24 protein-coding genes are annotated in these 24,175 nt (G+C 53.9%); 15 read left to right on the top strand and 9 right to left on the bottom strand.

Annotated features, from left to right (window positions below; genetic code table 11):
- The 3 genes from hemX to hemC are packed head-to-tail and all read right to left on the bottom strand — an operon-like array spanning position 1 to position 2,882.
- Positions 1 to 1,182: a uroporphyrinogen-III C-methyltransferase gene (hemX, locus tag I6L54_RS01050; protein ID WP_005133324.1), complete on the bottom strand. Its 1,182-nt coding sequence runs from the start codon at positions 1,180 to 1,182 to the stop codon at positions 1 to 3.
- Between the two features lie 21 nt (positions 1,183 to 1,203).
- Complete coding sequence (gene hemD, locus I6L54_RS01045; protein ID WP_005133323.1) at positions 1,204 to 1,944, bottom strand: uroporphyrinogen-III synthase; 741 nt, start codon at positions 1,942 to 1,944, stop codon at positions 1,204 to 1,206.
- On the bottom strand, positions 1,941 to 2,882 hold the full coding sequence (hemC, locus tag I6L54_RS01040; protein WP_005133320.1) for a hydroxymethylbilane synthase: 942 nt from the start codon (positions 2,880 to 2,882) through the stop codon (positions 1,941 to 1,943). Before hemC ends, hemD begins: the two co-directional genes overlap by 4 nt.
- A 390-nt stretch (positions 2,883 to 3,272) precedes the next feature.
- On the opposite strand from hemC, the gene cyaA reads away from it, so the two are divergent.
- Positions 3,273 to 5,819 carry a class I adenylate cyclase gene (cyaA, locus tag I6L54_RS01035; RefSeq protein WP_040230071.1) on the top strand — a complete coding sequence of 849 codons (2,547 nt, stop codon included), beginning with the start codon at positions 3,273 to 3,275 and terminating at the stop codon, positions 5,817 to 5,819.
- Between the two features lie 94 nt (positions 5,820 to 5,913).
- On the opposite strand, the gene cyaY is transcribed toward cyaA, so the two are convergent.
- Positions 5,914 to 6,234, bottom strand: a complete 321-nt coding sequence (cyaY, locus tag I6L54_RS01030) for an iron donor protein CyaY (RefSeq protein WP_003828967.1) — start codon at positions 6,232 to 6,234, stop codon at positions 5,914 to 5,916.
- 137 nt (positions 6,235 to 6,371) lie between these two features.
- Between cyaY and lptM the strand changes: the two genes are divergently transcribed.
- The 8 genes from lptM (at position 6,372) to corA (ending at position 13,292) form a co-directional block, all read left to right on the top strand.
- Positions 6,372 to 6,575 (top strand): LPS translocon maturation chaperone LptM, encoded by a 204-nt coding sequence (gene lptM / locus I6L54_RS01025; protein WP_005133315.1) that lies wholly within the window; start codon positions 6,372 to 6,374, stop codon positions 6,573 to 6,575.
- A 36-nt stretch (positions 6,576 to 6,611) separates the two neighbouring features.
- Positions 6,612 to 7,436 (top strand): diaminopimelate epimerase, encoded by an 825-nt coding sequence (gene dapF / locus I6L54_RS01020; protein WP_040230073.1) that lies wholly within the window; start codon positions 6,612 to 6,614, stop codon positions 7,434 to 7,436.
- Positions 7,433 to 8,140: a DUF484 domain-containing protein gene (locus I6L54_RS01015; protein ID WP_040230075.1), complete on the top strand. Its 708-nt coding sequence runs from the start codon at positions 7,433 to 7,435 to the stop codon at positions 8,138 to 8,140. The genes dapF and I6L54_RS01015 overlap by 4 nt, the downstream gene beginning before the upstream one ends.
- Entirely contained in the window at positions 8,137 to 9,039 is a 903-nt protein-coding gene (xerC, locus tag I6L54_RS01010) for a tyrosine recombinase XerC (RefSeq protein ID WP_040230076.1), read from the top strand. Before I6L54_RS01015 ends, xerC begins: the two co-directional genes overlap by 4 nt.
- Complete coding sequence (gene yigB / locus I6L54_RS01005) at positions 9,039 to 9,755, top strand: 5-amino-6-(5-phospho-D-ribitylamino)uracil phosphatase YigB (protein WP_005133304.1); 717 nt, start codon at positions 9,039 to 9,041, stop codon at positions 9,753 to 9,755. The genes xerC and yigB overlap by 1 nt, the downstream gene beginning before the upstream one ends.
- Before the next feature lie 64 nt (positions 9,756 to 9,819).
- Complete coding sequence (gene uvrD, locus I6L54_RS01000; protein ID WP_003017922.1) at positions 9,820 to 11,982, top strand: DNA helicase II; 2,163 nt, start codon at positions 9,820 to 9,822, stop codon at positions 11,980 to 11,982.
- Between the two features lie 148 nt (positions 11,983 to 12,130).
- Positions 12,131 to 12,187 carry a YsgD/CorL family protein gene (gene ysgD, locus I6L54_RS00995; RefSeq protein WP_212723238.1) on the top strand — a complete coding sequence of 19 codons (57 nt, stop codon included), beginning with the start codon at positions 12,131 to 12,133 and terminating at the stop codon, positions 12,185 to 12,187.
- Between the two features lie 154 nt (positions 12,188 to 12,341).
- Entirely contained in the window at positions 12,342 to 13,292 is a 951-nt protein-coding gene (gene corA, locus I6L54_RS00990; protein ID WP_003017920.1) for a magnesium/cobalt transporter CorA, read from the top strand.
- A 73-nt stretch (positions 13,293 to 13,365) separates the two neighbouring features.
- On the opposite strand, the gene rarD is transcribed toward corA, so the two are convergent.
- Positions 13,366 to 14,259 (bottom strand): EamA family transporter RarD, encoded by an 894-nt coding sequence (gene rarD / locus I6L54_RS00985; RefSeq protein WP_040230078.1) that lies wholly within the window; start codon positions 14,257 to 14,259, stop codon positions 13,366 to 13,368.
- A 51-nt stretch (positions 14,260 to 14,310) separates the two neighbouring features.
- The gene (gene yigI / locus I6L54_RS00980) at positions 14,311 to 14,778 is read right to left on the bottom strand and encodes an acyl-CoA thioesterase YigI (RefSeq protein WP_005133301.1); all 468 of its coding nucleotides are present in this window, start codon (positions 14,776 to 14,778) and stop codon (positions 14,311 to 14,313) included.
- 289 nt (positions 14,779 to 15,067) lie between these two features.
- Between yigI and pldA the strand changes: the two genes are divergently transcribed.
- The 3 genes from pldA (at position 15,068) to rhtC (ending at position 18,539) form a co-directional block, all read left to right on the top strand.
- A complete protein-coding gene (pldA, locus tag I6L54_RS00975) occupies positions 15,068 to 15,937 on the top strand; it encodes a phospholipase A (protein ID WP_003017916.1) in 870 nt (289 codons plus the stop codon).
- An 88-nt stretch (positions 15,938 to 16,025) separates the two neighbouring features.
- Positions 16,026 to 17,855, top strand: coding sequence for an ATP-dependent DNA helicase RecQ (gene recQ, locus I6L54_RS00970; protein WP_040230080.1), 1,830 nt, complete (start codon positions 16,026 to 16,028; stop codon positions 17,853 to 17,855).
- A 63-nt stretch (positions 17,856 to 17,918) separates the two neighbouring features.
- Complete coding sequence (gene rhtC, locus I6L54_RS00965) at positions 17,919 to 18,539, top strand: threonine export protein RhtC (protein ID WP_038634488.1); 621 nt, start codon at positions 17,919 to 17,921, stop codon at positions 18,537 to 18,539.
- A 38-nt stretch (positions 18,540 to 18,577) separates the two neighbouring features.
- Here rhtC and I6L54_RS00960 read toward each other — a convergent pair whose 3' ends face one another.
- Both I6L54_RS00960 and rhtB read right to left on the bottom strand, forming a co-directional pair.
- Positions 18,578 to 19,462, bottom strand: a complete 885-nt coding sequence (locus I6L54_RS00960; protein WP_040230081.1) for an Rpn family recombination-promoting nuclease/putative transposase — start codon at positions 19,460 to 19,462, stop codon at positions 18,578 to 18,580.
- A gap of 163 nt (positions 19,463 to 19,625) precedes the next feature.
- Positions 19,626 to 20,246, bottom strand: a complete 621-nt coding sequence (gene rhtB / locus I6L54_RS00955; RefSeq protein ID WP_005133285.1) for a homoserine/homoserine lactone efflux protein — start codon at positions 20,244 to 20,246, stop codon at positions 19,626 to 19,628.
- Between the two features lie 110 nt (positions 20,247 to 20,356).
- Between rhtB and pldB the strand changes: the two genes are divergently transcribed.
- The 3 genes from pldB to I6L54_RS00940 all read left to right on the top strand — a co-directional run bounded on the left by pldB (position 20,357) and on the right by I6L54_RS00940 (position 23,164).
- The gene (pldB, locus tag I6L54_RS00950) at positions 20,357 to 21,373 is read left to right on the top strand and encodes a lysophospholipase L2 (protein WP_003017911.1); all 1,017 of its coding nucleotides are present in this window, start codon (positions 20,357 to 20,359) and stop codon (positions 21,371 to 21,373) included.
- A gap of 15 nt (positions 21,374 to 21,388) precedes the next feature.
- Entirely contained in the window at positions 21,389 to 22,189 is an 801-nt protein-coding gene (yigL, locus tag I6L54_RS00945) for a sugar/pyridoxal phosphate phosphatase YigL (protein WP_003017910.1), read from the top strand.
- Positions 22,190 to 22,264: 75 nt separating this feature from the next.
- On the top strand, positions 22,265 to 23,164 hold the full coding sequence (locus tag I6L54_RS00940; protein ID WP_040230082.1) for a carboxylate/amino acid/amine transporter: 900 nt from the start codon (positions 22,265 to 22,267) through the stop codon (positions 23,162 to 23,164).
- Here the strand turns inward: I6L54_RS00940 and metR are convergent.
- On the bottom strand, positions 23,052 to 24,005 hold the full coding sequence (gene metR / locus I6L54_RS00935) for an HTH-type transcriptional regulator MetR (protein WP_040230083.1): 954 nt from the start codon (positions 24,003 to 24,005) through the stop codon (positions 23,052 to 23,054). The genes I6L54_RS00940 and metR overlap by 113 nt on opposite strands.
- Positions 24,006 to 24,175: the final 170 nt, after the last annotated feature.

The raw sequence follows: 24,175 nt of genomic DNA, 5'->3' as shown, positions 1-24,175 counted from the left end.
TTATTCTCCCTGCGGCGCGGTTGCCGGTACGTCTGCCTGAGGTACTGGTGCAGGTGCGGCTTCAGCCGGAGATGTGGACGGCTGGGCCAGCAAATTACGCACACGAGTCTGCATTAGCTTCTCAAGAATAACCTGGCTCTGCAGCGTTTCCGGTACGTCCATGCTGATGCTTTGCTGGCTCAGTTGATCGACCTCTTCAAGGAACGCTTTTGTCGCCGCATCGTCAGTATCGTAATAGGCGCGAACCCACGTGGAGACATTTTCCAGCGCCTGGCGGTATGTTTCTTCCTGATGGCGAGGTACGGCTTGCGCCGCCACTAGCAGGCGTGAACGGATGTTCTCACGTAAGTAAACATCCTGGTTTGGTGCCAGTAGCGGGACGGCGGTTTCATCACGACGGCGAATGGTGATAAAACTGTCCATAAAGTTCTGCCAGCTTTTTTGCAGATTGACGCGCCATTCGCTAATGGAGCTGGAAAGCTCGCTGCTGTCAGAATCCATCGGTGAATCATCGGTATCGTTATCAGCCAGACGCAGGTTATCAATTTGGTTAGCGAGCTGGTTTACCTTGAGGATAATGCCGTCATAGTCGACCTGAGTTACCGCAGAGAGGCTGGCGATATCGTCGGTAATCGCGCGACGAGCGGCAATTAAACTGGGGTCATTCATGTCAGCCAGGCTGGCATCGGCGCTTTTCAGCAACGCTGCGGCGGTGGTCACGTCCTGATCGCTCCATAATTTACGCCCCGCCAGTTTCACCAGAAAATCGGCCTGCGCCAGCAGCCAGGTTTTGGCATCGCTTCCGGAGATAGTGGCGATTTTTTGCTGAACCTCATCAAGCTGTTTGGCCAGCGCAGTCTGCTGGCGATTGGCTTCATCCAGCTGTGTTGCCTGCTGCTTAATAATACCTTCCAGCTCAGCTTTTTGGCTTTCCTGCGCTTTTTGCAGTGCCGTCAGTTGGTTCGCCAGCGCATCGCTGGTTGCCGTTTGTGTTGTTGCCTGTTGTTTTCCCCAGCCGTACAGCCCAACGCCTGCTGCCAGTGCAATAGCAATCGCCACAGCGCTCAGAATCAGCGCCGTGCTGTTTTTACTCTTTTTTTCAGTATTAACTGGCTGTGACGTGGTTTCCACGGCCTCCCTGGTCTCTTCAACCACGGCGGAGGATTTTTCTTGTTCCGTCATTATGGCATCCCATTATGAGAGTTATTGTAATGCGCGTAGTAGCGCATCGTTGTCGGCGTTATCAGCGACCTTAATATCTTGCCAGCCCAGTTCCCGGGCGAGGTGCGCCAGACGCTCACTGACGACCAGCAGCCGACAGCGTAGTAACCAGTGCTCACGATACCACTGTGGAATAAGCGTCCAGAGCTGTTGTAGCATCTCTCCGCTAGTGACGACCACCGTGGTTACGCCACGGGATTGCCAGCGCATCGCTTCTTCTGCACCATCGTAATATTTTGCACTGCGTTGATAACATTCACAAAAATCGACATCGGCTCCGCGTGCCGTCAGGGTTTCACCTATCAGCTCACGGCCACCGTTGCCGCGTAATATAAGCGCGCGTTTTCCCGCAATATTTTGTAATTCAGGTAATTGTAGCAAGACTTCGCTAATTTCCCGATCCAGAGGGTAGTGAATATTGAAGCCGCTGACAGTATGCAGCGCCAGCGCCGTTGTACGGCCAATGGCAAAATATCGCGGAAGGGATGGCCAGCTTTTCTCTTGCTGCTGAAGCTCGGCATCGGCAAAGGTAACGGCGTGCTGCGAGAGGGCGAAGACCAGATCGTTCTCCGTCAGCGCCGACAGTCGGGAAGCAAGTGTTGCCAGTTCCCGACCAGGTGAAAACTCGATGAGCGGAAAACTCCAGGCCACCTGCCCCAGTGTGCGCAGACGGCTCACTAACTCTTCCCCAGCGGGAGATGGGCGGGTGACCAGAATACTCATGCGGGGGCATCTCCGTTATAAACTTCAGCCAGAATGGCGCGAGCACCGTTTTCCAGCAGCTCTTCTGCCAGAGATATGCCCATTTGTTCAGCATCCTGCGCGGCGCCACGACGTTCTCCACATACCATCTGTGAACCGTCAGGCGCGCCAACCAGCGCCCGCAGCCAAATCTCACCGTTGATGAGTTCGGCATAACTGCCGATAGGCACCTGACATCCCCCTTCCAGGCGGGTGTTCATGGCACGTTCTGCTTTTACGCGCAGGGCTGTTTCTTCATGGTTGAGTGGCGCTAACAGTGCCTGAGTGCGCTGATCGTCGAGTCGACATTCGATCCCCACCGCGCCTTGTCCGACCGCAGGCAGAGACACTTCTGGTGCCAGTGCTGCGCGGATTCGCGACTCCAGTCCTAAGCGTTTTAATCCGGCGACGGCCAAAATAATGGCGTCGTAGTCGCCGTTGTCCAGTTTGCTCAGGCGAGTGCCTACGTTGCCGCGCAGTGAGCGGATGATGAGATCCGGGCGCTGTTTTGCCAATTGGCACTGGCGACGTAAGCTGGACGTTCCAACGATGCTACCTGCTGGCAGCTCATCCAGCGTGTTGTACTTATTGGAGACAAAAGCATCACGCGGATCTTCACGCTCGCAAATAGTAACCAGCCCAAGACCCTCAGGAAATTCGACCGGCACATCCTTCATGGAATGCACGGCGATGTCTGCGCGTTTTTCCAGCAGTGCGACTTCCAGCTCTTTAACAAATAACCCTTTCCCCCCGACCTTCGCCAGCGGGGTATCCAGAATCACGTCGCCACGGGTTACCATAGGAACCAGTTCCACGATCAGACCGGGGTGGTTTGCCATTAAGGCGTCTTTGACATAATGTGCCTGCCAGAGCGCAAGGGGGCTTTGGCGTGTGGCAATTCTCAAAACATTGTCTAACATGCTTGTTACCGTCATTATCAATCATTGACCATCCTAACATCCTTATCAAAGGGATGTCAGCGTTACGCTCAAACGTAAGTGAGAGGAAAAGGCGCTGCATCATCACTGGCAGTGATTAATGACGAGAAACCTCCCGACCGTATGAAGGAATTTACACGTAACGAACGGTGCTACACTTGTATGTAGCGCATCTTTCTTTACGGTCAATGAGCAAGGTGTTAAATTGATCACGTTTTAGACCATTTTTTCATCTGTAACTAATAAAAGTGCAGGGGAAAAAGGTAACGGTTATTTTTGACATACGGTTTATCCGGATTGATGAGCGAGGGTGGTGAGCGTTTGCGCCGCCGCTATCGACACCATGATGGATGCAACATCAGGCGATACGTCTTGTACCTCTATATTGAGACTCTGAAACAGAGACTGGATGCCATAAATCAACTGCGTGTGGATCGCGCGCTTGCTGCCATGGGACCTGCTTTCCAGCAGGTATACAGTCTGCTGCCGACATTATTGCACTACCACCATCCGCTGATGCCGGGTTACCTCGATGGTAACGTTCCCAAAGGCATATGCCTTTACACGCCTGATGAAACCCAACGCCACTACCTGAACGAGCTGGAACTGTACCGCGGCATGTCGCCGCAGGACCCGCCGAAGGGCGAACTGCCGATCACTGGCGTTTACTCGATGGGCAGTACCTCTTCGGTAGGGCAAAGCTGTTCGTCTGACCTTGATATCTGGGTCTGCCATCAATCCTGGCTGGATAGCGAAGAGCGGCAGTTGCTGCAACGTAAATGCAGCCTGCTGGAAAGTTGGGCCGCTTCGCTGGGCGTGGAAGTCAGTTTCTTCCTGATTGATGAAAACCGTTTCCGTCACAATGAAAGCGGCAGTCTGGGGGGGGAAGACTGTGGCTCGACGCAGCATATCCTGTTGCTGGATGAATTCTATCGCACCGCTGTGCGCCTCGCGGGTAAACGTATTCTGTGGAATATGGTGCCGGGCGACGAAGAAGAGCACTACGACGATTACGTCATGACGCTCTACGCACAAGGGGTGCTAACGCCAAATGAATGGCTGGATCTCGGCGGGCTCAGTTCGCTCTCTGCCGAAGAGTATTTTGGCGCCAGCCTCTGGCAGCTGTACAAGAGTATCGACTCCCCGTACAAAGCGGTGCTGAAAACGCTGCTGCTGGAAGCGTATTCCTGGGAATACCCCAATCCACGCCTGTTGGCGAAAGACATTAAACAGCGCCTGCACGACGGCGAGATTGTCTCTTTTGGTCTCGACCCATACTGCATGATGCTGGAGCGCGTGACCGAATACCTCACGGCGATCGAAGACCCGACGCGTCTGGATTTAGTGCGTCGATGTTTCTACTTAAAAGTCTGTGAGAAACTGAGCCGTGAACGCGCCTGCGTGGGCTGGCGTCGTGAAGTATTAAGTCAATTAGTGACAGAGTGGGGCTGGGATGATGCTCGCCTGACCATGCTGGATAACCGCGCTAACTGGAAAATTGACCAGGTACGCGAAGCGCACAACGAACTGCTCGATGCGATGATGCAGAGCTATCGTAACCTGATCCGCTTTGCGCGGCGTAATAACCTCAGCGTCAGCGCCAGCCCGCAGGATATCGGCGTGCTGACCCGTAAGCTGTATGCCGCATTTGAAGCCTTGCCCGGCAAAGTGACGCTGGTGAACCCGCAGATCTCACCGGATCTCTCAGAACCCAATCTGACCTTTATCCACGTGCCGCCAGGTCGCGCTAACCGTTCGGGTTGGTATCTCTACAACCGTGCGCCGAACATGGACTCGATCATCAGCCATCAGCCGCTGGAATATAACCGCTACCTCAATAAGCTGGTAGCGTGGGCGTGGTTTAATGGCCTGCTGACCTCGCGTACGCATTTGTTCATTAAGGGCAACGGCATCGTTGATTTGCCGAAGCTGCAGGAAATGGTTGCCGATGTGTCGCACCACTTCCCGCTGCGTCTGCCGGCACCGACGCCAAAAGCGCTGTACAGCCCGTGCGAAATTCGCCATCTGGCGATTATTGTTAACCTCGAATATGACCCGACGGCGGCATTCCGCAATCAGGTGGTGCATTTTGATTTCCGTAAGCTGGATGTCTTCAGCTTTGGCGAAGAGCAAAATTGCCTGGTGGGTAGCGTAGACCTGCTGTATCGCAACTCGTGGAATGAAGTGCGAACCCTGCACTTCAACGGCGAGCAGGCGATGATTGAAGCGTTAAAAACGATTCTGGGCAAAATGCATCAGGATGCCGCGCCGCCGGATAGCGTTGAGGTCTTCTGCTATAGCCAGCATCTGCGCGGTTTAATTCGTACCCGCGTACAGCAACTGGTGTCTGAGTGCATCGAATTACGCCTGTCCAGTACGCGCCAGGAAACCGGACGCTTTAAAGCACTGCGTGTTTCCGGCCAGACGTGGGGGCTGTTCTTCGAACGCCTGAATGTCTCGGTACAGAAGCTGGAAAACGCGATTGAATTCTATGGCGCGATTTCGCACAACAAACTGCACGGTCTTTCCGTCCAGGTTGAGACCAACCATGTGAAATTGCCGTCGGTGGTGGACGGTTTTGCCAGCGAAGGGATCATTCAGTTCTTTTTTGAAGAGACGGGTGATGAGCAGGGCTTTAATATCTACATTCTGGACGAAAGCAATCGGGCCGAGGTGTATCACCACTGCGAAGGTAGTAAAGAGGAACTGGTACGCGACGTCAGCCGTTTCTACTCATCGTCGCACGATCGTTTTACCTACGGCTCCAGCTTCATCAACTTTAACCTGCCGCAGTTCTATCAGATTGTGAAAACCGACGGGCGCGCGCAGGTGATTCCGTTCCGCACCCAGCCGATTAGCGCTGTTCCGCCCGTCAATCAGGACAACGACGCGCCGCAGTTGCAGCAGTATTTCTCTTAAGCATAGTGCCGGATGGCGGTGTAAACACCTTATCCGGCCTACAAATGCGCGACATACCCAGGGCGGATAAGCGAAGCGCATCCGGCACTACAACTTAACGGAAGCTAACCTCTTCACCCGCTTGTTGCGTTGCCGCCTGTTCCAGCAGATCCCAGAACGTTTCGCCGCTACGATCGCAGATCCACTCGTCGCCTTTCAGATCAAAGTGGTAGCCGCCCTGTTTGGTCGCCAGCCACACCTGGTGCAGCGGCTCCTGACGGTTAATAATAATTTTGCTGCCGTTTTCGAAGCTGATGGTCAGCACGCCGCCGTTGATTTCACAATCGATATCGCTGTCGCCATCCCAGTCGTCCAGGCGCTCTTCAATGGTCATCCACAGGGTGTCGGCAAGGCGATGAAATTCACTGTCGTTCATTTTTTTATCCTGTTTTTCGTGATGGTCGCAGTATAACGCGGAATAAATCACGTTGCAGTTTTTAGCCAAACTCTTGCTTTTACGCCTTCTCCTGCGATGATAGAAAACAGAAAGCATGAACTTACAGGCAATCCATAATGAAAAACGTGTTTCAGGCACTCGCTGTACTTTTTACACTGTTCAGCCTGACGGGCTGTGGTCTGAAGGGACCTCTCTATTTCCCGCCAGCAGACAAAAACGCGCCGCCTCCGACGAAGAGCATTCAGTCACCAGCACAATCTACGACGCCGGATAAAAACGATCGTGGAATCAGTGATGGACCTTCTCAGGTGAATTACTGACGGTAAGTTTCTGTACCCGCGTGAACGGAGTGAATGATGCAATTCTCTAAAATGCATGGCCTTGGCAACGATTTTATGGTCGTCGACGCGGTAACGCAGAATGTCTTTTTCTCACCCGAGCTGATCCGTCGCTTGTCTGACAGACATCTGGGTGTTGGGTTCGATCAACTGCTGGTCGTCGAGCCGCCGTACGATCCGGAGCTGGATTTCCATTACCGCATTTTTAATGCTGATGGCAGTGAAGTGTCACAGTGTGGCAATGGCGCTCGTTGCTTTGCCCGCTTTGTGCGCCTGAAAGGGCTGACCAATAAGCGTGATATTCGTGTCAGTACTGCGAATGGCCGCATGGTATTAAGCGTAACGGATGATGAGCTGGTGCGGGTCAACATGGGGGAACCCAACTTTGAACCCTCGCAGGTTCCTTTCCGTGCCAATAAAGCAGAGAAGACCTATATTATGCGAGTGGCCGAGCAGACAGTATTGTGCGGCGTGGTTTCAATGGGTAATCCGCACTGCGTAATTCAGGTTGATGATGTTGATACAGCCACGGTAGAAACACTGGGGCCGGTTCTGGAAAGCCATGAACGCTTCCCTGAACGCGCTAATATTGGCTTTATGCAGGTGGTGAAGCGCGAGCATATCCGACTGCGCGTCTATGAGCGTGGTGCGGGTGAAACGCAGGCTTGTGGCAGCGGCGCGTGTGCGGCTGTCGCTGTCGGTATTCAGCAGGGCCTGCTGGCAGATGAAGTGAGGGTGGAATTACCGGGCGGCCGACTTGATATCGCCTGGAAAGGTCCGGGTCATCCGTTATATATGACTGGCCCGGCGGCACATGTCTACGACGGATTTATTCACTTATGAAGCAACCAGGGGAAGAACTACAGGAAACGCTCATGGAACTGGACGACCGGGCGGTCGTCGATTATCTGCAACGTAATCCTGAGTTTTTTATCCGTAATGCTCAAGCGGTTGAAGCGATGCGCGTCCCGCACCCGGTGCGGGGTACGGTCTCTTTAGTTGAATGGCATATGGCTCGGGCACGCAATCATATCAACGTGCTGGAAGAGAATATGGCGTTGTTGATGGAACAAGCGAATGCCAACGAAAGCCTGTTCTATCGACTGTTAAATCTGCAAGGACGACTGGTGTCCGCGAACAGTCTCGACGACATGCTGATGCGACTTCATCGCTGGGCGCGTGAGTTAGGGCTGGCGGGAGCGACGGTTCGTTTGTTCCCGGATCGCTGGCGACTTGGCGCGCCCTCAAAATTCACCCATCTGGCATTAAGCCGCCAGGCTTTCGAACCGCTGCGCATTCAGCGTCTTGGTCAGTCACAGCACTACCTTGGGCCACTCCACGGCCCGGAACTGTTGATCATGATGCCGGAAGCGAAAGCCATCGGCTCGGTGGCGATGTCGATGCTCGGGCAGGATGGATCCCTTGGCGTGATGTTGTTCAGCAGTCGTGACGTTAATCATTACCAGCAAGGGCAAGGAACACAGTTATTGCAGGAAATCTCGCTGATGTTGCCGGAGCTGTTGGAGCGCTGGATTGAACGCATATGACCGATTCACCCCTTTCTCAGGATGTGGCGCGCTTTCTGCGCTATCTGGGCGTTGAGCGCCAGCTTAGCCCGATCACCTTGCTTAATTATCAGCGTCAGCTTGATGCCATTATCGCTTTAGCCGGTGAAACCGGTCTGAAAAGCTGGCAGCAGTGTGATGCGCTCATGGTTCGTAGTTTTGCCGTGCGCAGTCGCCGTAAAGGGTTGGGACCGGCGAGCCTGGCTTTGCGACTTTCCGCGTTACGCAGTTTCTTCGACTGGCTGGTTAATCAGGGCGAGCTGAAAGCCAATCCGGCAAAAAGCGTTTCCGCACCCAAAGCACCGCGTCATCTGCCTAAAAATATCGATGTCGACGACGTTAATCGCCTGCTGGATATCGATCTCAACGATCCCCTCGCCGTGCGCGACCGCGCGATGCTGGAAGTGATGTACGGCGCGGGACTGCGTTTATCTGAACTGGTTGGGCTGGATATTAAACATCTCGATCTCGACACCGGTGAAGTGTGGGTGATGGGTAAAGGCAGCAAAGAGCGACGTCTGCCGATTGGCCGCAATGCGGTGGCGTGGATTGAACACTGGCTGGATCTGCGCGGGCTATTTGGCAGCGATGACGATGCGCTATTTTTGTCAAAACTGGGCAAACGTATCTCGGCGCGGAACGTGCAGAAACGCTTTGCTGAATGGGGTATCAGGCAGGGGCTGAACAGCCACGTACATCCCCACAAATTACGCCACTCCTTTGCGACGCATATGCTGGAGTCGAGCGGCGATCTGCGTGGCGTGCAGGAGTTATTGGGTCATGCCAATCTCTCCACGACCCAAATCTATACCCATCTTGATTTTCAACACCTGGCTTCAGTGTACGATGCGGCGCATCCGCGCGCCAAACGGGGGAAATAATGCGTTTTTACCGGCCTTTGGGGCGCATTTCTGCGCTCACCTTTGACCTTGATGACACCCTTTACGATAACCGTCCCGTTATCACACGCACCGAGCAGGAAGCGCTCGCGTTTGTACAGAATTACCATCCGGCGCTGAGTTCGCTGCAAAATAGCGACCTCCAGCGCTTACGTCAGGCCGTTCGCGACGCCGAGCCGGAAATCTACCACGACGTTACCCAATGGCGTCACCGTGCTGTAGAGCGCGCTATGCTGGAGGCGGGGTTGTCAGCGGCAGAAGCCAGAATGGGAGCGAATGCGGCGATGATGAATTTCGCCAAATGGCGTAGCCGTATTGATGTCCCGCAGGCGACGCATGACACGCTGAAGGCGCTGGCCCGCAAATGGCCGCTGGTGGCGATTACCAACGGTAACGCGCAGCCGGAACTGTTTGGCCTGGGCGATTATTTTGAGTTTGTGCTGCGCGCCGGTCCCGACGGACGATCAAAACCGTTCAGCGACATGTACGCGCTGGCGGCGGAAAAACTGAACATGCCCGTTGGCGAGATTCTGCACGTGGGCGATGACCTGATGACAGACGTCGCGGGCGCCATCCGTTGTGGTATGCAGGCCTGCTGGATCAAACCGGAAAATGCCGACCTGATGCACACCGCAGATAGTCGTTTGCTGCCGCATATCGAAATTTCACAGTTGGCATCTCTGACCTCGCTGATATAATCACCAACAACTCTGTATAAATTCCCAGGGGTCCGGCTGGGCCCTGTTGATTCCGGCGGTGCCAATGGACGTTTCTTACCTGCTCGATAGCCTCAATGACGAACAGCGCCAGGCTGTGGCCGCGCCACGCAGCAACATGTTGGTTCTGGCAGGCGCGGGGAGTGGTAAAACGCGCGTGCTGGTGCACCGTATCGCCTGGTTACTGACGGTAGAGAACAACTCGCCATACTCCATTATGGCAGTAACCTTTACCAACAAAGCGGCGGCGGAAATGCGCCACCGTATTGGTCAGATCATGGGAACCAGCCAGGGCGGTATGTGGGTGGGTACGTTCCACGGTCTGGCGCACCGTCTGTTGCGCGCGCACCATATGGATGCCAACCTGCCGCAGGATTTCCAGATCCTCGACAGCGAAGACCAGTTGCGTCTGCTCAAGCGCCTGATCAAAGCGATGAACCTGGATGAGAAGCAGTGGCCGCCGCGTCAGGCGATGTGGTTTATCAATAGTCAGAAAGACGAAGGGCTGCGCCCGCACCATCTGCAGAGCTATGGCAACCCGGTTGAGCAAACCTGGCAGAAAGTGTATCAGGCTTACCAGGAAGCGTGCGATCGCGCCGGGTTGGTGGATTTCGCCGAGCTGCTGCTGCGCGCCCATGAACTGTGGCTCAACAAACCGCATATTCTGCAGCACTATCGCGAACGCTTTACCAATATCCTGGTGGACGAATTCCAGGATACCAACAACATTCAATACGCCTGGATCCGCTTACTGGCGGGCGACACCGGCAAAGTGATGATCGTGGGTGATGACGACCAGTCGATCTACGGCTGGCGCGGGGCGCAGGTAGAAAACATCCAGCGCTTCCTCACAGATTTCCCGGGCGCAGAAACCATTCGCCTGGAGCAGAATTACCGCTCGACCAACAATATCCTCAGCGCGGCTAACGCCCTGATTGAGAACAACAACGGGCGTCTGGGTAAAAAGCTGTGGACCGATGGCGTCGACGGTGAACCGATTTCGCTGTACTGCGCATTCAATGAACTCGATGAAGCGCGCTTTGTCGTTAACCGCATCAAGACCTGGCAGGACAACGGCGGCGCGCTTGAACAATGCGCTATTCTGTACCGCAGCAACGCCCAGTCGCGCGTACTGGAGGAAGCGTTGTTACAAGCCAGCATGCCGTACCGTATTTATGGCGGGATGCGCTTCTTCGAACGCCAGGAAATCAAAGATGCGCTCTCCTACCTGCGCCTGATCGCTAACCGTAATGACGACGCGGCGTTTGAACGCGTGGTGAATACACCGACGCGCGGGATTGGCGATCGTACGCTGGATGTGGTGCGCCAGACCTCACGTGACCGCCAGCTAACGCTGTGGCAGGCCTGTCGTGAACTGTTGCAGGAAAAAGCCCTTGCGGGTCGTGCCGCCAGCGCCTTACAGCGTTTTATGGAACTGATTGATGCCCTGGCGCAGGAGACCGCCGATATGCCGCTGCACGTGCAGACTGACCGGGTGATTAAAGACTCCGGGCTGCGCATGATGTACGAGCAGGAAAAAGGCGAGAAGGGCCAGACGCGTATTGAAAACTTAGACGAACTGGTAACGGCAACGCGCCAGTTCAGCTACAACGAAGAAGACGAAGATTTAATGCCGCTGCAGGCGTTCCTGTCTCACGCCGCGCTGGAGGCGGGCGAAGGGCAGGCGGATACCTGGCAGGACGCGGTGCAACTGATGACCCTGCACTCGGCGAAAGGTCTGGAGTTCCCGCAGGTGTTTATCGTCGGCATGGAAGAAGGCATGTTCCCCAGCCAGATGTCGCTGGACGAAGGCGGACGTCTCGAAGAGGAACGCCGCCTGGCCTACGTCGGCGTAACCCGTGCGATGCAAAAACTGACGCTGACCTACGCCGAAACGCGTCGTCTGTACGGCAAAGAGGTTTACCATCGCCCGTCGCGATTTATTGGTGAACTGCCGGAGGCGTGTGTTGAAGAGGTACGTCTGCGCGCCACGGTCAGTCGTCCGGTGAGCCATCAGCGAATGGGCACGCCAATGGCGGAAAACGATACCGGCTACAAGCTTGGCCAGCGCGTGCGCCATGCCAAGTTTGGCGAGGGCACTATTGTCAATCTGGAAGGCAGCGGCGAGCACAGTCGTTTGCAGGTCGCGTTTCAGGGGCAGGGGATCAAATGGTTGGTCGCGGCCTATGCCCGACTTGAAACGGTATAACTTTCAGAAAAATATCATTATTTTGTAACGATCTGCTAGCCTTACTGATGAGAAGGTAATTTATCCAGGCTAGCGTTTCGTTGCGTGTTGACGTCAAAATTTTGCTGGCGTAACATGCGCGCACGATTACGCTAAGAGGACATTCGCCTTGGACACACCCAGTAGATACTGGCTCATTATCCTGTCATCCAGGATCAACTCCTAAGGCTATCCCTTTTTGCTGATAGCCTTCGCGGTTGTCAGCGACCTTCTGTTTTTTCCCGTCGCGCTGAGTCAGGCTGTTTAATGGTCTGAAACCCAATTTGTTTCTGTGTGCCCTCCGAACTGTCCGATAATTTTTTGCATTGGGAGTCCCGGTCATGCTGAGCGCATTTCAACTGGAAAACAATCGTTTAACTCGCCTTGAGGCAGACGAGATCGAGCACCTGGCCAGTTCGGTTTGGGTCGATTTAGTCGAGCCGGATGACGAAGAACGAAACCGTGTGCAAAAGGACTTGGGCCAGAATCTGGCTACGCGCCCTGAACTGGAAGACATCGAAGCATCCGCGCGTTTTTTTGAAGACGAAGACGGCTTGCACATTCACTCCTTCTTCTTTTATGAAGACGCTGACGATCACGCGGGTAACTCAACCGTCGCATTTACTATTCGCGAAGGTCGCCTGTTTACCCTGCGTGAGCGCGAATTGCCGGCCTTTCGTCTGTATCGCATGCGTGCGCGTAACCAGGCGATGGTGGATGGCAACGCCTACGAGCTGTTGCTCGACCTGTTCGAAACCAAAATTGAACAGCTGGCGGATGAGATCGAAAACATCTATAGCGACCTGGAAAAACTCAGTCGTGTGATCATGGAAGGGCGTCAGGGCGATGAATATGACGAAGCGCTTTCGACGTTGGCGGAACTGGAAGATATCGGCTGGAAGGTACGCTTGTGTCTGATGGATACCCAGCGTGCGCTGAACTTCCTGGTGCGTAAAGCGCGGTTGCCGGGCAGCCAACTGGAGCAGGCGCGTGAAATCCTGCGCGATATCGAATCCCTGCTGCCGCACAACGAATCACTGTTCCAGAAGGTTAACTTCCTGATGCAGGCGGCGATGGGCTTTATCAACATTGAGCAGAACCGCATCATCAAGATCTTCTCAGTGGTTTCTGTGGTGTTCCTGCCGCCGACGCTGGTGGCTTCCAGCTATGGGATGAACTTTGAGTTCATGCCGGAACTGCACTGGAGCTTCGGTTATCCTGGGGCGATTGTCTTTATGATGCTCGCGGGTCTGGCGCCGTATCTGTACTTTAAGCGCAAGAACTGGTTGTAAGGGCTGTGACTTATCCGGCCTACGGTGATGTGCTTTTGTAGGCCGGATAAGCGAAGCGCCATCCGGCAATCCCCTAGCTCCGACGAACTTGTCGTTGTGTATAAATCGCATCCATTACGAAAATCGCCAGCGCGACCCAGATAAACGCGAAGGTCACCATCTTGTCCGCACCCGGTACTTCACCGTAGAACGTTACCGCCAGCAGGAACATCAGCGTAGGGCCAATGTACTGGAAAAAACCCAGCGTCGACAGACGCAGGCGGGTTGCCGCGCCGGTAAAGCACAGCAGCGGTATGGTGGTCACGACACCCGCAGCAATCAGCAGCAGATTGAGCGACATCGGGTTTTGCCCCATATGGCTGGTTGGGCTGTCCGCAATACCAAACAGATAGATTGCCGCAATGGGCAAGAGCCACAGGGTTTCGATCAGCATGCCGGTTTGCGCTTCTACGGCAATCTTCTTGCGCACCAGACCATAAAAAGCAAAGCTGAACGCCAGTCCCAGCGCGATGATTGGCAGCGATCCGAAGGTCCATAGCTGTACCAGTACGCCGCAGGCGGCTAACAGTACCGCCAGCCACTGCATGCGACGAAAGCGTTCGCCGAGGAAAAGCATTCCCAGCACAATATTCACCAGCGGGTTAATAAAATAGCCGAGGCTGGCTTCCAGCATATGGTGATTATTGACCGCCCAAATGAACAGCAGCCAGTTTCCGCCGATGAGCACCGCAGAGAGCGCCAGCAAGAAGATTTTCTTTGGCGTTTGTAGTAGCGTTTTGACACCCGACCACTGGCGGCTGATGCTCATCAGCACCACCATGAAGAAAAATGACCAGATGACGCGGTGCGTCAGGATTTCATCCGCCGGGACATAGTAAATCAGCTTGAAGTAGGCAGGTGCGATACCCCAAATAAAATAAGCAGCAAGAGCGAGTAACACGCCCTGCCGCGTTTGCTTAGCATCCATCGGGAAAACTCATTGCAGAAATGTAACCGCAGTTTACCTTTTTTTGGCCGCTTACCCCACCATATAAGTGGCGGTTGCGCTGGCAATATAAAGCTGTTCTTCGTTATGCAGTTCCACGCGCGCTACAGCGACTTTATTACCCGCCCGCAGCAGGCTGCTGGTGGCGGTAAAGCGATTCCCTCTCCCCGGGCGCAGGTAATCGACGCGCAAATCGATGGTTCCCATGCGTGACATCCGCTGACGCAGTTCGTCCTCGCTGATCGTCTCATGGCGGGTCAGCGTACTACCAACGCACACCAGCCCGGCGGCGACGTCCAGCGCCGAGGCGATCACGCCGCCATGCAAAATACTTTGCGCCCAGTTACCTACCATCATCGGTTGGTTATTAAAGGCTAATTGAGCAAATTCTTTCTCATAGCGTTCAAGCTCCAGTCCCAGCGCCCGGTTAAACGGCATATGATAGACAAACATTTCACCCACTAATTTCAGCGCTTGCTCAGCAGTAAGTACGGCAGACATACGATCCCTACATCTCAATGGTTAATGAAATGTTGATATTATGCTTATTATTTGTTGTTTTCTACTTTGGGACGGGATGATTAACGAGGAACTCGCTAAGTATGTATACCCGTCATACTTCAAGTTGCATGTGCGTTGGCAGCGCCTGCTCACCCCAGTCACTTACTTTAGTAAGCTCCTGGGGTTTACAGACTTGCCGCCTTCCTGCAATTTGAATTATTTAGGGTATAGAATACCTGCCAGATAATTATACAATTCATCAATATTTTGGTTCAGGAGAACAGTACCGATGCGGGCGATTCTGGGATGGTTACTACCAGCAGTCATGCTGCCGTTGACCGCGTATGCGCAGGAAGCGACAGTGAAAGAGATTCATGATGCACCGGCGGTTCGAGGCAGTATTATCGCCAACATGCTGCAGGAGCATGACAATCCTTTCACGCTGTACCCCTATGACACTAACTATCTTATCTACACCAATACCAGCGACATGAACAAAGAGGCGATCAGCAGCTATAGCTGGTCCGAAAATGCGCGCAAAGATGAGGTTAAGTTTCAGCTAAGCCTAGCGTTTCCGCTTTGGCGCGGGATTTTAGGCCCGAACTCGGTGCTTGGTGGCTCCTATACCCAGAAATCCTGGTGGCAGCTTTCGAATAGCGAAGAGTCTTCCCCGTTTCGCGAAACCAATTATGAACCGCAATTGTTCCTCGGTTTCGCCACCGATTATCGCTTTGCCGGTTGGACGCTCCGCGATGTCGAAATGGGGTACAACCATGACTCCAACGGTCGTTCCGATCCGACCTCGCGTAGCTGGAACCGTCTGTACACTCGTCTGATGGCTGAAAATGGTAACTGGCTGGTGGAGGTTAAACCGTGGTACGTCATCGGCAGCACCGACGATAACCCCGACATCACCAAATATATGGGCTACTATCAGCTCAAACTGGGTTATCACCTCGGTGACGCCGTCTTAAGTGCGAAAGGTCAGTACAACTGGAATACCGGTTACGGCGGCGCTGAATTGGGTGTCAGTTACCCCATTACGAAGCATGTGCGTCTTTACACCCAGGTTTACAGCGGTTACGGCGAATCGCTGATTGACTATAACTTCAATCAGACCCGCGTTGGCGTGGGCGTGATGCTCAACGATATCTTCTGACTGGTATTGAGAGTATTTTAATCATTGCAGTTTCTCTCTCAGGCGCTGAAAATAGCGCCTGTTTTTATTTCAGGCTAATGGGGTTAATGTGGCGCAGGCGGAAGTGTTGAATCTGGAAATGGGCGCTAAGCAGGTTTTGCAGGAAACCTTTGGCTACCAACAGTTTCGCCCTGGTCAGGAAGAAATCATTGATACCGTGCTCTCTGGTCGCGACTGCCTGGTCGTTATGCCGACCGGTGGCGGTAAATCCCTGTGCTATCAGATTCCCGCATTATTGCTCAACGGACTCACCGTTGTTGTCTCGCCGCTTATTTCCCTGATGAAAGATCAGGTCGACCAATTATTAGCAAACGGCGTTGCGGCAGCGTGTCTGAACTCTACCCAAAGCCGTGAACAGCAGCTTGAGGTGATGGCTGGCTGTCGCAGCGGGCAGATTCGCCTGTTGTACATTGCGCCTGAACGCCTGATGCTGGATAACTTCCTTGAAAATCTGGCGCACTGGAATCCGGTGCTGCTGGCGGTTGATGAAGCGCACTGTATTTCGCAGTGGGGACATGATTTCCGCCCGGAATACGCGGCGCTGGGACAGTTGCGTCAACGTTTCCCAACCCTGCCGTTTGTGGCGCTGACCGCGACCGCGGACGAAACCACCCGGCTGGACATTGTGCGTCTGCTGGGGCTCAACGACCCGTTAATTCAGATCAGCAGCTTTGACCGCCCAAATATTCGCTACATGCTGATGGAGAAGTTTAAGCCGCTCGATCAGCTGATGCGCTATGTGCAAGAGCAGCGCGGTAAGTCCGGCATTATCTACTGTAACAGTCGCGCCAAGGTAGAAGACACCGCCGCGCGTCTGCAAAGCCGTGGCATCAGCGCCGGGGCTTATCATGCCGGGCTGGAAAATGCCGTACGCGCCGAGGTGCAGGAGAAATTCCAGCGCGATGATCTGCAAATCGTGGTGGCAACCGTGGCGTTCGGCATGGGGATCAACAAACCCAACGTGCGTTTCGTGGTGCATTTCGATATTCCGCGCAACATCGAGTCCTACTACCAGGAAACCGGCCGCGCCGGGCGTGACGGCCTGCCTGCGGAAGCGATGCTGTTTTACGATCCGGCAGATATGGCGTGGCTACGCCGTTGTCTCGAAGAAAAACCCGCCGGACAGCTGCTGGATATCGAACGCCATAAGCTCAATGCGATGGGGGCATTTGCCGAGGCGCAAACCTGTCGTCGCCTGGTGCTGCTGAACTACTTTGGCGAAGGGCGTCAGGAGCCGTGCGGTAACTGCGATATTTGCCTCGATCCGCCAAAACAGTACGACGGACTCATGGATGCGCGTAAAGCGCTGTCGACGATCTACCGCGTTAACCAACGTTTTGGTATGGGCTATGTCGTCGAGGTTCTGCGAGGCGCGAATAACCAGCGTATTCGCGAACTGGCTCATGACAAACTGCCGGTCTATGGCATTGGTCGCGAGCAAAGCCACGAACACTGGGTGAGCGTTATTCGCCAGCTTATTCACCTGGGCCTGGTGACGCAGAATATTGCTCATCACTCCGCGTTACAGTTAACCGAAGCCGCGCGTCCGGTGCTGCGCGGTGAAGTTCCACTACAGCTTGCCGTGCCGCGTATTGTGGCGCTGAAACCGCGCGCGATGCAGAAATCCTTCGGCGGCAACTACGATCGCAAACTGTTCGCCAAATTGCGTAAGCTGCGTAAAGCCATTGCCGATGAAGAAAATATCCCTCCGTATGTGGTGTTCAACGACGCCACGCTGATTGAAATGGCTGAACAGATGCCGGTTTCACCGAGCGAAATGCTGAGTGTCAACGGTGTGGGAATGCGTAAACTTGAGCGTTTTGGCAAAGAGTTTATGGCACTTATCCGCGCACATGTTGATGGTGACGACGAAGAGTAGTCAGCCAGGCAAAAAAGTGCCAGGATGGTGACTCACTGAACTATTCCCCCGCGAGTCATTTTTATGTTAACGCTATTTTTCACCGTTGCGTTGGTGCATATCGTTGCACTGATGAGTCCCGGTCCCGATTTTTTCTTTGTCTCTCAAACGGCCGTTAGCCGTTCGCGTAAAGAGGCGATGATGGGGGTACTGGGCATTACCTGCGGCGTCATGGTCTGGGCGGGCGTGGCGCTGCTCGGTTTACACCTGATCATCGAAAAAATGGCCTGGCTGCACACCATTATTATGGTCGGCGGTGGTCTGTACCTGTGCTGGATGGGGTATCAGATGCTGCGCGGTGCGTTTAAAAAACAGGACGTTGCGGCACCCGCACCGCAGGTTGAACTGGCGCAGAGCGGACGCAGCTTCTTGAAAGGTCTGCTGACCAATCTGGCGAACCCTAAAGCCATTATCTATTTTGGCTCAGTTTTCTCGTTATTTGTTGGCGACAGCGTGGGAACGGGCGCGCGTTGGGGGATTTTTGCCCTGATTATAGTGGAAACGCTGGCGTGGTTTACCGTGGTCGCCAGCCTGTTTGCGCTGCCGAAAATGCGTCGTGGCTATCAGCGCCTGGCGAAGTGGATTGACGGTTTTGCCGGGGCGCTGTTCGCGGGCTTCGGTATTCACCTGATTATTTCACGCTAAGTTTGTTATCCGCCTGGGAGCTCCAGGCGGAGTATGGTTTATTGCGCAAGCTTTTGTAATTCGTCCTTCGAAAGGCCGGTCATTTCCATAATCGCGTCGGTATCAAGACCTCGCTTGAGCATTGCTTTTGCTACATCAGTGAGGGCTATGCGCCGCCCTTCTTCGCGACCTATCTGCTTTAGTTGATCCGCCATTGTCATCAATTTTTCTCCATGCTGCGGCACACGCTGTGCCAGCTGATACAATAATGTCTGAACATCTTGTGTATTCCCTGCTTGCACCATGTAGTTTACCAGTACGGTTATTTGTTGTCCGCTCATCTTCTCCAGCATAAACAGGCGGGTAAGTTTATCCAGCAGCTGCGCCATGTCGCGCTGGCGAATGTGTTTTTGTACTAATGTCAGCGCCGCCATACTGCGATGCTGCATGATCTCATCGTCGGGAATAACCGTCACATCCACCAACGGAAACGGTGTGCTGTAAAGTTGAAGGGCGGTTCCCGAATCCTCAAAGTGATCCAGCCAGTTCATTGAGCCTTGCCATGGGCTTTGCTTGCCATGGTAAAAGAGCACTGGAATCACCAGCGGTAGAGTGTCGTTTCCAGCCTCAAGATGACGCTGCATCGCTGCGATAGCGTAGCGCATCAGGCGAAATGACATATGCTTGTCAGGTGAGCTTTGATGCTCAATAAGCACATGTACATAGCCTTGTCCGCTGGTGGTTTCCAGTGAGTAGAGAATATCGCTGAAGTAGGGGCGCAGATCGTCCTCCACAAAACTGCCTGATTCCAGATGAAGTGTTTCCAGTTTGCAGATTTTGATTAACGAAGGCGGAAGATGAAGTTCAATAAAGTCCCGCGCGGTTTCCACGCGGGAGAGGAAGGTCTTAAATACTGTGTCATGGGGTGTCGTAGCTTCCGCCATCGTCCATCATCCGTGAGAAGTGAAAGTGGCGGCATTCTGGCATTAGCTATCAGCCTCTAACAGTGCAGAATAAAAGATGTTTCCCCCTTTGCGGAGAGTCTCGAAAAGACATACAGCGATGCTCAGAACACTCACATTTTACTGCGAGCACTATTCCAGTTTTCTAGGCATGCCTTGCCGATGCCAGCAGGGCGCCTATCAGCATAAACAGTGAACCAAACACTTTGTTCAGCGCCTTCATTTGCTTTGGCCCTTTAATCCATCCTGCAATGCGCGTAGCCAGCGTCGCGTAACCGATCATCACAATGATATCGACCACGATGGTCGTAACGCCAAGCACCACGTACTGCATCAGCTGCGGTGCCTGCGGCAGGATGAACTGCGGGAACAGGGCGGCAAGAAAAACAATGCTTTTAGGGTTGGTCAGATTCACAAAGACCGCGCGTTTGAACAGGCGACTGCGCGATTGCGTATTCGCCATGGTGTTCAGATCGATAGCGCCCGCTGCCCGCCATTGCTGAATACCCAGCCAAATCAGATAGGCCGCTCCCGCCCACTTCAGCACCTCAAACGCGATCACCGAACGAGAAAATAGCGTTCCCAGCCCCACGCCAACCAAAACGATATGAATGCCCAGCCCGGTCTGTAAACCCGCAATCGACGCGCTGGCACCGCGATAACCGTGGCTGATGGCGGTGGTCATGGTGTTGATTGCGCCAGAGCCTGGAGACAAGCTCAAAATAATAGAGGTTAGCAGGTAGGCGAACCACCATTCAAAGGTCATGAGAAACTCCCGGATTGTCTATTTTTATGCCACAATACGCTACTGCCGTTAGGTTGTGTCAGCGACGGCGAAAAAAACGATTTTACTTGGTCAGCGAGGCTGGATACCCGATGTTTCAGCAGCAAAAAGACTGGGAAACAAGAGAAAACGCGTTTGCTGCTTTTTCCATGGGGCCACTGACAGATTTCTGGCGTCAGCGGGAAGAAGCGGAATTTACGGGTGTGGATGATATCCCCGTACATTTTGTTCGTTTTCATGCAGAAAAAAACGATCGCGTCATCGTCGTCTGTCCTGGACGCATTGAAAGCTACGTGAAATACGCTGAACTGGCGTATGACCTGTTTCATTCTGGTTTTGACGTGCTCATTATCGACCACCGTGGCCAGGGGCGTTCCGGGCGTATGCTGTCAGATCCGCATCGTGGTCATGTCGATAACTTTAATGACTATGTCGACGATTTAACCGCCTTCTGGCAGCAGGAAGTGCTACCCGGTCCGTGGAGAAAACGCTATATACTGGCGCATTCTATGGGTGGAGCGATTGCCACATTGTTCCTGCAGCGCCACCCGAATCAGTGTGATGCCATCGCGCTTTGTGCGCCGATGTTTGGTATTGTGATGCGCTTTCCTGACTGGATGGTGCGCCACATTCTGGACTGGGCTGAAGGGCATCCACGGATCCGCGAAGGCTATGCGATGGGAACCGGGCGCTGGCGGGCGCTACCCTTCGGTATGAATGCGCTAACCCATAGTCGACAGCGCTATCGGCGCAATCTACGCTTCTATGCTGATGAGCCACGGCTACGCGTAGGCGGCCCGACCTACCATTGGGTGCGTGAAGGTATTCTGGCTGGCGAACAGGTTCTGGCTGGCGCGGGAGACGACGCGACGCCGACGTTGCTGATTCAGGCCGAAGAAGAGCGTGTAGTGGATAACCGCATGCACGATCGTTTTTGTGAACTCCGCGCCGCAGCGGGCCATCCTGTAGAAGGAGGTCAGCCGCTTGTCATAAAAGGCGCGTACCATGAGATCCTTTTTGAAAAGGACGCAATGCGCTCAGTCGCGCTTAACGCTATTGTCGAATTTTTCGACAAGCATAACTCATCCAGCGGAACCCGCTTTGCCTAGAGGTTGAATTTTCTTATGTATCAGGTTGTTGCGTCTGATTTAGACGGTACGCTGCTTTCCCCCGACCATACTCTGTCCCCATATGCTAAAGAGACGCTGAAATTACTGACTGCTCGTGGCGTTAACTTCGTGTTTGCGACTGGCCGTCATCATGTTGATGTGGGACAAATTCGCGATAACCTCGGCATTAAAACCTACATGATCACCTCCAATGGCGCGCGGGTGCATGATTCTGACGGAAACCTGGTGTTTTCGCATAACCTGGATCGCGACATTGCCAGCGACCTGTTTGGCGTAGTGAATGCAAACCCGGACATCGTGACCAACGTTTATCGCGATGATGAGTGGTTTATGAACCGCCATCGCCCCGACGAAATGCGCTTTTTCAAAGAAGCGGTGTTTAACTATTCTCTGTTTGAACCTGCGCTACTGGAGCCGGAGGGCGTCAGCAAAGTGTTCTTCACCACCGATTCTCACGAAAGGCTGCTGCCGCTGGAGCAGGCGATTAACGCCCGCTGGGGCGATCGCGTTAACGTCAGCTTCTCTACGCTTACCTGTCTGGAAGTCATGGCGGGCGGCGTGTCGAAAGGTCATGCGCTGGAAGCGGTGGCGAAAGCGATGGGCTACAGCCTGAAAGACTGCATCGCTTTTGGCGACGGGATGAACGATGCGGAAATGCTCTCCATGGCGGGCAAAGGCTGCATCATGGGCAATGCCCACCAGCGCCTGAAGGATCTGCACCCAGAACTGGAAGTCATTGGTCTTAATGCTGACGATGCCGTGCCGCACTACCTGCGCGATCTCTTTTTAAAGTGATTGTTCTTTAGTTGACCAGTTGTCAACTAAACTCTCCGCTACAATGGATGTTCCCTGTTCTAAGAGGCATCCATTGTGGCGCTACTCATCATTACCACTATTTTGTGGGCCTTTTCCTTCAGCCTGTTTGGCGAGTACCTTGCCGGTCATGTCGATAGCTATTTTGCGGTGCTGGTGCGCGTTGGACTCGCGTTGCTGGTGTTCCTGCCGTTTTTACGTACCCGCGGGCACAGCGTAAAAACGATCGCGCTGTATATGCTGGTGGGGGCCATGCAGCTTGGCATTATGTATATGCTGAGTTTTCACGCCTACCTGTATCTGACGGTTTCAGAACTGTTGCTTTTCACCGTGCTGACGCCGCTCTACATCACGCTGATTTATGACCTGATGAGCGGACGCCGTCTGCGCTGGAGCTACGCTTTCAGTGCGTTACTGGCGGTGATTGGCGCGGGGATTATTCGTTACGATCAGGTAACCAGCCACTTCTGGACTGGCCTGATACTGGTGCAGCTTTCTAATATTAGTTTTGCCATCGGTATGGTGGGCTATAAGCGTCTGATGGAAACCCGCCCAATGCCACAGCACAACGCTTTTGCCTGGTTTTACATGGGGGCCTTTCTGGTGGCTGTCGTGGCCTGGTTCATGCTGGGTAATGCGCAGAAAATGCCTGCAACCACGCTGCAGTGGGGAATTCTGGTCTTTCTTGGCGTGGCGGCGTCCGGCATTGGTTACTTTATGTGGAACTACGGTGCGACCCAGGTAGATGCAGGTACGTTGGGCATCATGAACAATATGCATGTGCCGGCCGGGCTGTTGGTCAACCTGGCTATCTGGCATCAACAGCCTCACTGGCCAAGCTTCATCATTGGCGCGGCTGTGATAGTGGCCTCACTGTGGGTACATCGAAAGTGGGTCGTTCCGCACTCCGCACAAACGGCAGATGATCGCAGGCGTGATTCCGCGCTGAGCGAATAAACGCTTCCGTGACTGGCTGTCGCTGCTCGCCATCACGCACGGCGGCGTACAGTCGGCTCCACAATCCATCGCCCAGGGTTTTGGTCACCACCAGGCCCTGGCGTTCAAAACTCTCCACCACCCAGTGTGGTAACGCGGCGATACCCATTCTGGCGGCAACCATTTGAATCAGCAGCAGGGTGTTATCCACGCTCTTCAGCGACGGGCTCACGCCCGCAGGCTGTAAGAAATGCCGCCAGACATCCAGTCGACTCCGTTGCACCGGGTAAATAAGCAGCGTCTCGCTAGCTAAATCTTCCGGCGTGATTTGCGTTTTACTGGCTAACGGGTGATCCGGCGCCAGGACCAGGCGGACTTCAAAATCGAACATCGGCGAGTAGTGCAGTCCGCTGCGCGGCAGAATGTCGGAGGTTAACACCAGATCCAGCTCATCCTGCTGTAGCGCCGGTTGCGGATCGAACGTCACGCCGGATTTAAAGTCCATCTCCACCTGCGGCCAGTTGGCACGAAAATTCTCCAGCGCGGGCGTCAGCCATTGAATACAGCTGTGACATTCAATCGCGATACGCAGTCGGGTTTGCTGCGGTTCGTTGCAGGCCTGCAGCGCCCGACCAATTTGCGGCAATACCTGATTTGCCAGCTGCAGCAAAATTTCGCCCTGCGGCGTAAAGCGCAGCGGCTGGCTTTTACGGACAAAGAGTCGAAAGCCAAGGCGCTGCTCCAGATCGCTGAACTGGTGAGAAAGGGCGGATTGGGTCTGATGCAACGTCGCCGCAGCGGCTGCCAGCGAACCACTATTCCGCAACGCCTGGAGCGTTTTCAGATGTTTAATCTCGATCATGAAAGTCCTTCACTTCGGCATGAACAAATTGCGCTTGAGGAATATACAGTAACCGCCAATTATGGATGTGTAAACATCTGGACGGCTAAAATCCTTCGTCTTTTAAATTTATGGTGCGTTGGCTTCGTTTCCCCACCCCAGTCACTTACTTCAGTAAGCTCCTGGGGATG

Source organism: Citrobacter pasteurii (assembly GCF_019047765.1).
GTDB lineage: Bacteria > Pseudomonadota > Gammaproteobacteria > Enterobacterales > Enterobacteriaceae > Citrobacter > Citrobacter pasteurii.
This window is presented reverse-complemented; position numbering and strand designations above follow the sequence as displayed.